Source organism: Mucilaginibacter sp. (genome assembly GCF_041660805.1).
In the GTDB taxonomy this organism is placed as follows: Bacteria; Bacteroidota; Bacteroidia; order Sphingobacteriales; family Sphingobacteriaceae; genus Mucilaginibacter.
On the sequence record NZ_JBAZVP010000058.1, the window covers coordinates 1 to 11,452 of the forward strand.

8 protein-coding genes and 1 pseudogene are annotated in these 11,452 nt (G+C 42.2%); all 9 read left to right on the top strand.

The window, feature by feature from the left end:
* A pseudogene (locus WC743_RS27795) lies at window positions 1-458 on the top strand (hypothetical protein); the annotation flags it as partial.
* A 94-nt stretch (window positions 459-552) separates the two neighbouring features.
* Window positions 553-2,850: a GH92 family glycosyl hydrolase gene (locus tag WC743_RS27800; RefSeq protein WP_373016818.1), complete on the top strand. Its 2,298-nt coding sequence runs from the start codon at window positions 553-555 to the stop codon at window positions 2,848-2,850.
* 343 nt (window positions 2,851-3,193) lie between these two features.
* Window positions 3,194-5,164 (top strand): sialate O-acetylesterase, encoded by a 1,971-nt coding sequence (locus WC743_RS27805; RefSeq protein WP_373016819.1) that lies wholly within the window; start codon window positions 3,194-3,196, stop codon window positions 5,162-5,164.
* 384 nt (window positions 5,165-5,548) lie between these two features.
* A complete protein-coding gene (locus WC743_RS27810; protein WP_373016820.1) occupies window positions 5,549-6,100 on the top strand; it encodes a TetR/AcrR family transcriptional regulator in 552 nt (183 codons plus the stop codon).
* 118 nt (window positions 6,101-6,218) lie between these two features.
* Entirely contained in the window at window positions 6,219-6,500 is a 282-nt protein-coding gene (locus WC743_RS27815) for a TetR/AcrR family transcriptional regulator (RefSeq protein WP_373016821.1), read from the top strand.
* An 89-nt stretch (window positions 6,501-6,589) separates the two neighbouring features.
* A complete protein-coding gene (locus WC743_RS27820; RefSeq protein ID WP_373016822.1) occupies window positions 6,590-7,450 on the top strand; it encodes an alpha/beta fold hydrolase in 861 nt (286 codons plus the stop codon).
* A gap of 84 nt (window positions 7,451-7,534) precedes the next feature.
* Window positions 7,535-8,404 (top strand): alpha/beta fold hydrolase, encoded by an 870-nt coding sequence (locus tag WC743_RS27825; RefSeq protein ID WP_373016823.1) that lies wholly within the window; start codon window positions 7,535-7,537, stop codon window positions 8,402-8,404.
* Between the two features lie 250 nt (window positions 8,405-8,654).
* On the top strand, window positions 8,655-8,900 hold the full coding sequence (locus WC743_RS27830) for a recombinase family protein (protein ID WP_373016824.1): 246 nt from the start codon (window positions 8,655-8,657) through the stop codon (window positions 8,898-8,900).
* A gap of 1,231 nt (window positions 8,901-10,131) precedes the next feature.
* The gene (locus WC743_RS27835) at window positions 10,132-11,256 is read left to right on the top strand and encodes a hypothetical protein (protein WP_373016825.1); all 1,125 of its coding nucleotides are present in this window, start codon (window positions 10,132-10,134) and stop codon (window positions 11,254-11,256) included.
* Window positions 11,257-11,452 lie beyond the last annotated feature (196 nt).

The following is an 11,452-nucleotide window of genomic DNA, read 5'->3' on the forward strand; positions in this document are numbered from 1 at the left end:
TTGATCTTTACATTGTAGGGATGCAAAGCAGATGGTCGCCGCCACAGCGTTTTTATTATCGTTTTCAAAACTGTACAGATGCCATGTATGAGGCCAACATGGGCGATTATGCCGGCGATATCGATCGTTTTTATCAGTTTCCACAATTTGTTGATCAGAACTGGGCATATTGGAAAACAATGGTAGAAGGCTGGGGACAGCAATTTATACCATGTGTAATGGGCGGCTATAACTATCAGTATACAAATGTTACTACTAATGCATTGAGCGTGCAGCGTACTGCTGATGGCGCCTGGTACAAAAAGTTTACTGATGTAGCTAAACGAAATGCCTCCAGTAGCGGACTGATTTTTGTCGATTCATTCAATAATTTTGGCAATGACAGTCAAATTGAAGCTACCCAGGCTTATGGTAATACCTATTTGGATATCACACGTACTGCTTTTAAAATAAACTAAATTTTTATTCCCGGCAGGTGTACGTAATCACTTGCCGGGATTTGGAACTCCTTTATTTATCACGAGTACATTTTCCAGTAAAAACTAATTTATAATGCTTAAACACATAGTTAAGTTGTTATCAACCAATTTAAACCATTTTTTAATATGCGGATGGATGCTTTGCTGCTTCTGCAGTGCAGGGCGCCTGAAAGCGCAGAATAAGCTACCCGGTAACGAGGGTAAGGACAATTTAAGATATATTGATCCGCGAATAGGAAATGTTGGGCAGCTATTGCAGCCCACCCGCCCCACAGTGCAGCTACCCAACCAGGTAATCAGAATGTATCCACAGCGAACGGATTATATGGATGATCAGATCTCCAGTTTCCCGCTCACTATTGTATCGCATCGTTTAGGCGAAGTATTCGCCATGAAGCCATGGAACCGCACGCTAACCGCGAATTCGTGGAAACAAAAGCAAACGTTTGATCATGAACTGGAGGTAACACGCCCCTGGTATTATTCTACTTATTTAATTGACGATGAGATCACAGTTGAATTTACGGCCGGTAAAAAAGCGGGTTTTTATAAATTCAGCTTTCCTGAAAAATCTACAGAAAAATTTTTGCTGTTTAATTTGTATAATTCCGGCGCGGGTTCTTTTAAATTTATCAACGGGAATGTCATAGAGGGAACCGAGATCTATCACGAGGATATTAAAGTTTACTTGTATGGCGAGTTCAGCAGCAAAGGCAAGGCTGGGATTATCAAAAACGGCCAGTTAACCGTAGCAGATGAAATAACCGGTAAGGCAGCCAAATCATATATTAGCTTTGGTAAAAATGGGCCCGCAAATGTAGAGTTCCGTTATGCCATATCTTATGTGAGTGAAGAACAAGCGCGCGCCAGTTTTCATCAGGAAATGGATGGCCGCTCATTCAGTAACCTGCAAGCCGATGGCGAAAAGGCCTGGGACAAAGCCATTAACAACATTCATGTAGAAGGCGGTACCGAGGCGCAGCGCAGATCGTTTTATACCGCTTATTACCGTTGTAACGAACGCATGGTTGATATCACCGAAAACGGAAAATATTACAGCGGTTTTGATAAAAAAATACATAACGCTACGCGGCCATTTTATGTAGATGACTGGACCTGGGATACTTACCTGGCACTGCATCCATTGCGCGCCATTGTAAACCCTGCAATGGAAGAAGATATGCTTAACTCCTACGTTAATCAGTACGAGCAAAGCGGATGGATGCCAACATTTCCTGTGCTTTTTGGTGATCATGCCTGTATGAATGGTTTTCACTCATCTATTATGCTGTTAGATGGTTACCGCAAAGGCCTGCGCAATTTTGATGTGAATAAAGCTTACGAAGGTATGCTGAAAAATGCCAACGAAGCTACCATGCTGCCATGGCGCAACGGGCCAAAAACACTATTAGAAAACACTTATTATACTAAAGGTTTTTTCCCTGCACTAAAGATAGGCGAAGTGGAGAAGGTATCCCAAGTAAATATGGGCGAGCGGCGCCAGGCCGTAGCAGTAACACTAGGTGCCAGTTATGATGACTGGGCTGTAGGCCAAATGGCTAAAGAATTAGGTAAAACCAGTGATTATCAAAAGTTCAATGTACGTGCAGCCAATTATAAAAACCTTTGGAATAACAATATTAAAATGTTTATGCCCAGGGATGGTAATGGTAATTGGATTAACATCGACCCCAAGTTTGATGGAGGTATGGGCGGCCGTGATTATTATGATGAAAACAACGGCTGGACCTACCTGTGGCAGGTACAGCAGGATATTCCCGGTTTGATAAACCTGATGGGTGGTAAAGCACCATTCGAGGCTAAACTTGACCAGCTTTTTCGCGAGCCTTTGAACCGCAGCAAATACGAGTTTTGGGCTAAATTCCCCGATGCCACCGGCCTGGTAGGTGAATACTCTATGGGTAACGAGCCAAGTTTTTTTATTCCTTACCTGTATAACTTCACCAATGCGCCGTGGAAAACGCAAAAACGCATTCGCTTTTTAATGGATGTATGGTACAAGGATAGCATTTTTGGCATCCCCGGCGATGAGGATGGCGGCGGTATGTCTGCTTTCATGGTGTTCTCATCTATGGGTTTTTATCCGGTTACGCCCGGCTTGCCAGTTTACACCATTGGTAGCCCTGTGTTTAGTAAAGTGATAATTGATCTTGCCGACGGCAAGAAGTTTACTATGATCGCCAATAACTGTTCCGTGATTAACAAATACGTCCAGAGCGCTAAAATGAATGGCCAGTTAATTAATACCACATGGTTTACCCATGAGCAGTTAATTGGCGGCGGTACCCTGGAATTGGAAATGGGGCCTAAGCCAAATAAAAGCTGGGGTGTAGAGCAAACGTTAAAATAGTTTATAGGTTTTGCTGATAACTATGAGCAACTGGTTGCGGATTTGAGTGATTGCCCGCAGCTGGCCCCGCGGAACCAATTATTTTGCCGGGCAGTTCGCGGTAATGGATGCCGTTATTCTATAATAAAGAGGTTGCGGCATCTTCAACTTTAATACTGATTTACATTGCCAATTACAGCGTCGCACCCAATAAGCTTTTAGGTAACTGTCAGGTTTATCATGTTATATTTTTTTAGATATCAACGTATTGAATATCGGCACAGGTTATTATTTACCATGCCATTAAAACACCGTTATTACTAAAGGAAGCACGCCTTTAGTAAGTAGAAATTTTTAAATACAAATGAAACGATTACAAACCGCTGCTATACTGTTATTGCTACTTTGGGCCGCCGATGCCATTGCCGCCATTAAACTTCCCGGCTTAGTTGGCGATAACATGATCTTACAACGCGCTATCAAAATACCGGTTTGGGGCTGGGCTGAACCCGGTGAGCACGTACTGGTGAAGTTCAAGGGCAAAACCTATAAAGCCATTGCCTCGGCGCCGGATGGGAAGTGGATGGTTAAACTCGACCAAACTGATGCCGGCGGGCCTTATGAAATGGCGATCAAAGGTCAAACCGATGATATCCGCATCAAAAACATTTTAGTGGGTGATGTTTGGTTATGCTCAGGGCAATCAAATATGGCGTTTGACTTTAACAACTCAAGAGCAAAAGCATTATATGCAAACGACATTGCAATATCTGCAAACGACCATATCAGGCAGGTGTTGGTAAGCAGGGGCTATGCTTCTGCACCGGCGGCAAACTGTAAAACAACTGGCTGGCGCATGGCGTCGCCTCAAACGTTAAATTCGTTCAGCGCGGTTGCTTATTTTTACGCCCGCAATTTGTATGAGCAATATCATGTACCTATTGGATTGATCAATTCCAGTTTAGGAGGCACCATTGCTGAGGCCTGGACCAGCGAGAAAGGCTTAAAAGAATTACCCCAATATACCAACGATATCCTTTTTTTACACGATACCATCGCGTTAGATAAAAAAGTAAAGGACTATCAAACTAAAGTTATTAATTGGGGTAAGAAAATAGAAGAGACAGATAATGGTAATGATGCCAATGGTAATCCCGCCTGGGCTATGCCGATGGTAGATGATAGCCAGTGGGCAACCATGCCACAACCCGGCTTTTGGGATAAAAATGGCTATGGTACTTTCTTCGGTTCAGTTTGGTTTCGTAAAGAAATAGAAGTGCCTCAAGCGGCCACTGGTAAGGACGCGGTAGTGATATTAGGACAAATAGACGATGCCGATATTACTTATTTTAACGGGCAAATGATTGGTAAAACCAGTAATCGCGATTATAAAAGGGAGTACAAAATACCGGCTGCGCTTATTAAACCCGGCAAAAACATTCTAGCCATTCGTATTATTAACTATAGCGGCACCGGCGGCATTTTTCCTGCGGATTCATTAAGATTTAAATCGGGCGAAACAACTGTTTCGCTCTCTGGCCCATGGAAATTTAACCAGGGTATAAAGATGGAGGCACGGCCAGGCGCATTAGACCCTAAGAATTTACCCACCTCGTTATACAATGCCATGATCGCTCCGCTGGAGCCATATGCAATTAAGGGTGTGCTTTGGTATCAGGGCGAGTACAATGCCCACCAGGCTTATGCTTACCGGCCGCTCTTTCAGGCGCTGATCAATGACTGGCGAGCTAAGTGGCAACAGGGCGACATCCCTTTTGTATTTGTACAGTTACCCAATTTTCAGCCTGTTTATGATCATCCTGTTGAGAGTGAATGGGCTGAACTACGAGAAGCCCAAAGTATGGCTTTGATACAACCTAACACAGCTATGGCCGTGGCCATAGATATAGGCGAAGCCGAAGATATCCATCCGGTTGATAAAAAGGATGTGGGTTACCGTTTATCCTTAGCATCACGCAGGTTGGTTTACGGAGAAAAATCATTAGTAGCATCTGGACCGGTATATCAATCTATGAGGGTTGATAAGGATAAGATTATACTCAGTTTTGAAACTGGCGGAAATGATATGATTAGTAAAAATGGCGACGAGCTAAAGTCTTTTGCCATAGCCGGGGATGATAAAAAATTTGTTTGGGCTAAAGCGATCATAAAGCATAGTACAATTGAGGTAAGTAGTCCGGCGGTGGTACATCCGGTTGCGGTACGTTATGCCTGGGCTGGTAACCCAGCCGGGTGCAACTTATTTAACAAGGCCGGTTTACCCGCATCGCCCTTTCGTACCGATACCTGGCCGGGAATAACAATCACCAATTAGATAAATTTTATAGAAACGTTTCAAAATAGTGTATAAACCGGAAATCCAACTTGTGAAGGTGCATTTCGTTCTTTTTATACTTCGTTTGGATAAACTTGTTAAGATACCGTTTGGTAGCAATGTAGTGCTTTAGCGTAATTGACTTAATAGCCGCCAATGCGGTTTAGTTGTGATAGCTGAAAAGATCTGAAAGTTTGTAAACCTCAATGTTTGTATAAAAATAATTATCCTTTTATAGCTTTCGTAGCTAAATAGGCACCTTTTAACTGCATCTGCTAAAACTGCATTCTGCTCGGATCGGCAGAAATAAGCAAGTATTGCAAAAGCCTCCTCGTTTAATTAAAACAGACCTGTCTGTTTGACTGGTTTTTATTAACTTTGTATATGCGGAATGAGAGAAAGAATGCAGTCAGGCAGGCTATTGTCGATACTGCTTCCCGTTTGTTTTACAAACAAGGGTATGGCAATACAGGGATTAACCAGATCATCGAAGAATCCGGGGTGGTTAAGTCTTCATTATACACAAGTTTCCGCTCGAAAGAGGATATACTGATGGCTTACCTGGAAAGCTCGGGGGCCGCTACAGACGAAGCCCTGAAAAGCGCTGCCTATAAGTTTACAGATCCTAAAGAACGGGTGTTAGGCGTGTTTGATTACCTGGTTGAACTGGTGCAGGAAAAGGAATATTACGGCTGTAATTTCCTGAATATAATTTCAGAAATCCCTAAAGAAGATGAGCGTGTAAAAGCGCAGATCAAGAGACAGAAAAACGGCGTGCGCCGGTTATTTTCCGAAATCCTGGAACCGGTTGACAAAGCGGATATGGCGGATGAAATTTATACCCTGTTTGAGGGTGCCCTGATCGGAAATAAAGTTCATAATGAGGTATGGCCCGTAACCAGTGCTCGAAAAATTGCCGAAAAGCTCATTAGTTAAAAATATATCTTACTGATAATAAATTACTTAGATAATGAAAACAGTAAGGGTAAAAAAGATTTAAAAATAAATAAAAACAGACTTGTCTGTTTTTATTTATTTTATTTAACTTTGGCTTATGAGAACTAAATCAGTAAGAGAAGCTATTATGCAAACAACGGCGCGGTTATTTTATCAAAATGGTTATGGTAATACAGGCATTAACCAGATCATTGAAGTGGCCGGAATTGCAAAATCGTCCCTTTACCAACATTTAAGGTCAAAAGAAGATCTGCCCATGGCCTACCTGGAAGAAACCGGTACTGAGATTTATACCTTATTTGAAGGAGCACTGATCAGTAATATGGTATATGAGGGTCCGTGGCCGGTGATATCAGCACGCAATATTGTAGAAAAATAAGTTAATTTTTTTTGTTGTTTAAAACAGACTTGTCTGTTTTAAACAACAAAATCGAAAACGATTTTCCGAAAAAAATTTAAAAAAAAACAATGAGTAAACAAGGTATCTTTTATAAGACTGTAAATGTTGATGGGATCAACATTTTTTACAGAGAAGCCGGTGACAAAACCAAGCCACAGATCGTTTTACTAAACGGTGTCCCTAATGCATCCGGTGCGTTCCAGGAATTGATCCACGATCTGAAAGATAAATTTTATATGGTAGCGCCGGATTTCCCGGGTTTCGGTAACAGTGATATACCTGGCAAGAACGTGTTTGATTACACTTTCCATAACATCTCCGTAATTATGGAGAAATTTATTGACGAACTGGGCCTTACTCGGCCGAATGTTTATGCGTTAGGTTACGGTGGCCCTGTAACGTTCCGGATCGCGTTACGAAGGCCTGAATTATTTAACAATTATATTCTTCAAAATTCTAACGCTTATGAAGAGGGGTTAGGCCCGGCAATGATTGATGCGGCCCCCTACCTGGAAAACAGGAACGAAGAAACTGAGCAACTGGTGAAACCCCTGCTGACATTGGATGGTATTAAACTATTTTTCCTGAATGGCGCCAAAGATTTGACCCGGATCAACCCGGACGGCTACCTGAACTCATTATGTTATTTAAGCCGTCCTGGTCAGCAAGAGATTCAATTGGACCTGCTTTATGATTATCGTACCAACATTGCAGAATATCCGAACTGGCAGCGTTTCCTTAAAGAAATGCAGCCGGGAATGTTGTTGGTTTGGGGCAAAAATGATGTTTTTTTCCCGCTATCAGCTGCTGAAGCTATTAAAAGGGATGTACCGGCTGCGGAATTACACGTTTATGACACCAGCCACCTGGCGTTGGAAGAGCACCACGCTGATATCGCCCAAAGAATAGAAAAATTTCTAATCCCGTAAGGGAAGCATTTTTTTTGACTACTAAATAGCAAGCTTATTTGCTTAAACAGGATAACACAAAATCTAATACAAACAATCAAAATCATGAAAACATCAATCGTTAAGTATCTGACAACAAAGGTCGATGGCCTGAATGTATTTTATCGTGAAGCAGGGCCTAAAAATGCGCCCGTAGTGCTCTTATTGCACGGTTACCCCACCTCATCGCACATGTACAGGAACCTGATCCCGATACTGAGTGAAAAATACCATGTGATAGCGCCGGACCTGATCGGCTTCGGATATTCGGATGCCCCGCATTACCAATCATTTAATTATACTTTTGATAACCTAACCAAATATATCCAGGGTTTTGTGGATCAATTGGGCTTAAAGCGCTTTGCCATCCAGGTATTTGATTATGGCGCTCCTGTGGGCTACAGGCTGGCGGTAGCCAACCCCGAAAAAATTACCGGTATCATTTCACAAAATGGAAACGCCTATGAAGAGGGCCTGAGCGACGGCTGGAACCCGATCCAGAAATACTGGGCGGATCCAAGCGAAGAAAACCGCAATAACTTAAGATCAATGTCAACCGCTGCTACTACCCAATGGCAATACTTTACGGGCGTAAGCGATAAGAGCCTGGTGGCCCCGGAGTCGTATTCATTAGATCAGTTTTTCCTTGATCGTGAAGAAAACGAAGAATTACAGCTTGATCTGTTTAAAGACTATGCCAGCAATGTGGCGATGTACCCGACATTTCACCAATATTTCAGGGAAAGCCAGGTGCCTTTGTTAGCTGCCTGGGGCGATAAAGACCCGTTCTTCCTGCCGCCGGGTGCCGAAGCCTTCAAGCGTGATCTTCCCAATGCTATTGTTAAGTTTTTTGATACAGGGCATTTCGCGCTGGAAACCCACGTCAACGAGATCGGCGAAGAAATCCTGAAGTTCCTGGCAACACTACCTGAATAAGCAAGCACTTAAGATTCTTATAAATAAGGCAGTTGTTCAGGGCAACTGCCTTTTATAAAAAGAGATTGCGACATGGGGGATGGCTCATAGATACTAAATGGTTAACCGTTTAATTTTATTGATTTAAATAGCCAGGGATGCACCGTGCAAAAAAAGAGGGCCGCTGGATCGCAACCGCACCAACGGGCTATATTAACCGTTCCACCGAAGACGGAAATTTATCCGTCCGTCCGAGCCCCAGGCGGGTATTATGAAACGGGCATTTGACGAGATTGCAACTGGACGGGCTTCGGTTGAACAGGTCTGGAAAAAAGCGAGAAAAGGTGGCCTGCGTTGCGGCCGTAATAACTTTTGGAACCTGATCCGCAACCCCATCTACTGTGGCAAGATCGTGGTCAAGCCTTTCCGGGACGAAGCTTTGCAAGTGGTTGATGGGCAACATGAGCCGCTCATCACGGAGGAATTGTTTTGCCGGGTACAAGATGGTTTTAGATGATAAAAAAACGGTGCGCGAAACAAAGGTCTTTTCATTGGCTAAGATGCCGCCAGAAAGTTAAAGGCAAAAAAAAACTGGACTAAGGCCGATTTCTCGTCCTTGTCCAGTAAGGTGGGAGTTACTGGGTTCGAACCCTGTAATATTATAAACTGACTAACAGTGAGTTATCAAATCAGCCATTTAACTGGTACTCACTTTGGTACTCTGCCTGAACGACTATACAAATATATTAATTTCCATATATCAAGTATGCTATTTAGCCTAAATATTCAGCGCCTTCATTTGACCGAGCAGTCGTTCTCCAAACTCCTGCAAGTCTTCTTTCGTGATGATCTCTGCTGCCATAATTATTCGTTTACTGATGTTAATTATTCAAACCTAAACTGTTGTCAGTTGTCCCACAAGTACAACTTTATGTTGTACCCTTGAAACAAAGTTGTACCCTTCATTTGAGAAAAGCTCACAACATGCGCACACCTTGGGTATTTTTTGTCTTATAAATTTTACCCTACCACGTTGGTTTAAGCACAAAAGTGCTCACATGATCTAAATAAAATTCACACCTCATGTACGAGGTAGGTGTTTTTATACAAAAATGGGTTAAGGAAATTGGAATTTAATCCGAGTTTATCCGAGTCGGATAGAAGATTTTACAACAGCGTTCTTTGATAGTGAGTAAGTGATATAGTCTTAAGCCTATGTCGATCGAAGGTAACTTGCTCTCGTCAATATAGGTATGAATCAATTCTGACGAGAATAAAATACCAATCTAATTTTTTCATATCAAAAGGCAGATATAGCATTGGATGCAGGTGGTAGCTTTAAATTTTTCTTGGTGTAACCGGTTACAATGGAAATAAGTGACTTTAAAGGATCTATAATCTAATTAAATCCTGCCAGCATCTCCACGGCGACTATTTTATAATACTTCAAGCCAAAATATTTTAAGAATATTATTTTGTTTGAAGTATTATTAATACATTTAAAACATTAACCTAAACACGCTAAACACAATCTTTTATGAAACTTAATTACGATATCCGGAACCTGCACAATCCAATTTTCATGTTGTTTCCCGGCGACAATAATTCTTTAAAACGAGCAATTCGTCCTTAATATTTAATTATTCTTAGAAATAGTACTGCTGTTATACCACAGCACATCAAAACGCTTGTGCCCCAGAATTGGCATCATTATCACTAAACACTTTAAAATTATAATCTATTCCTCAATGAAAAAACTTTCCTTAAGCGTAAGTATATTTTTCGCTGCGCTATCAGTTGCAAATGCACAGTGGACAACAACAACCAATGCGACCAATACCAATACCGGATATGTAGGGGTTTCCACCGGTTTTTATGTTACCGATGGAACTTACACACTCGGTTCACTTGCTCCGGGGGCCGCATTATTTGGCAGAACCACTGCAGCAGGCGTTTATATCCCAACCTCTCAAAATCTGGGGTACAATCGTTCTATAACCTTGGATCAGCCGAATGGGAGAATACATTTAATCGATGGCAATAGCGATCAGGGTGGAGGTATTTCAAGGCCAGGCGTTAATACGGGCGAAACGCGTTTTTATAGTTTCCCTAATTACAATAATTCTCAGAATTTCATGACATTTTACAATAACTCGTTGGAGTGTATGCGTATTCTTAGTAATGGTTCTGTGGGTATCGGTACAAGTTCGCCCACCAGTTATTTCCACGGCGGAATAAACAACGTGGTAGAAATACAAAATCCAGGGACTGCTTTGAATAGCCAGTCACAACTTGTCTTAAGTACTGGATCTGTCATCGATGGCAGCTCTGCCGGAGCTATCACCTGGGTGTCCAAAAATTCTACCGGTTTTAAAGGTATGGCATATATAGGAAGCCGTCTCGAGGGAAGTGCCACTACAAATGCTTCCGCTTCCCTGCGATTTGCAACAGGAAACGCAGGTACAATTACCGAACGAATGGCTATCACCAAGGATGGTAATGTAGGTATTGGGACAGCAAACCCTGATGCTAAATTAACGGTTAATGGTACTGTACATGCTATCGAAGTAAAAGTTACCGCCGGCGTACCGGCCGACTTTGTATTTGAAAAGGAATACAAACTTAGAACGCTAAGTAATGTGAGTGCTTACATCAATAAGAATAAGCATTTACCAGATGTCCCATCTGGTAAGGTCATGAAAGAGAATGGTATCGATCTTAGCGATTTTAATATGAAATTACTCCAAAAGATAGAAGAGCTGACCTTGTACCTGATTGAAAAAGATAAGCAGGACAAACAAAAGCAGGCGCAAATAGATGCATTAAAACAGCAGGTGGAGACTTTAAATAAAGAAGTCCGTAAAAGGAAATAGATACCAACCTTATCACGTATGAAATACATTTTCTCGCTCTTAGCCGTGCTGGTCGCTGCCAGCCATTCTTTTGCGCAAACCAATACGTTCCCCGGCACAGGTAATGCTGGCATAGGCACAATAGCGCCTCCGGCAGCAGACCTTCAAATCGGTTATTCCAATAAGGGAGGCCCTAGCACGATCCTTATCCCGGGAA

Excerpts from the sequence above, each read along its gene's own strand:
- WC743_RS27800 (WP_373016818.1), top strand. The coding sequence starts at position 553 with ATGCTTAAACACATAGTTAAGTTGTTATCAACCAATTTAAACCATTTT.
- WC743_RS27805 (WP_373016819.1), top strand. The coding sequence starts at position 3,194 with ATGAAACGATTACAAACCGCTGCTATACTGTTATTGCTACTTTGGGCC.
- WC743_RS27810 (WP_373016820.1), top strand. The coding sequence starts at position 5,549 with ATGCGGAATGAGAGAAAGAATGCAGTCAGGCAGGCTATTGTCGATACT.
- WC743_RS27815 (WP_373016821.1), top strand. The coding sequence starts at position 6,219 with ATGAGAACTAAATCAGTAAGAGAAGCTATTATGCAAACAACGGCGCGG.
- WC743_RS27820 (WP_373016822.1), top strand. The coding sequence starts at position 6,590 with ATGAGTAAACAAGGTATCTTTTATAAGACTGTAAATGTTGATGGGATC.
- WC743_RS27825 (WP_373016823.1), top strand. The coding sequence starts at position 7,535 with ATGAAAACATCAATCGTTAAGTATCTGACAACAAAGGTCGATGGCCTG.
- WC743_RS27830 (WP_373016824.1), top strand. The coding sequence starts at position 8,655 with ATGAAACGGGCATTTGACGAGATTGCAACTGGACGGGCTTCGGTTGAA.
- WC743_RS27835 (WP_373016825.1), top strand. The coding sequence starts at position 10,132 with ATGAAAAAACTTTCCTTAAGCGTAAGTATATTTTTCGCTGCGCTATCA.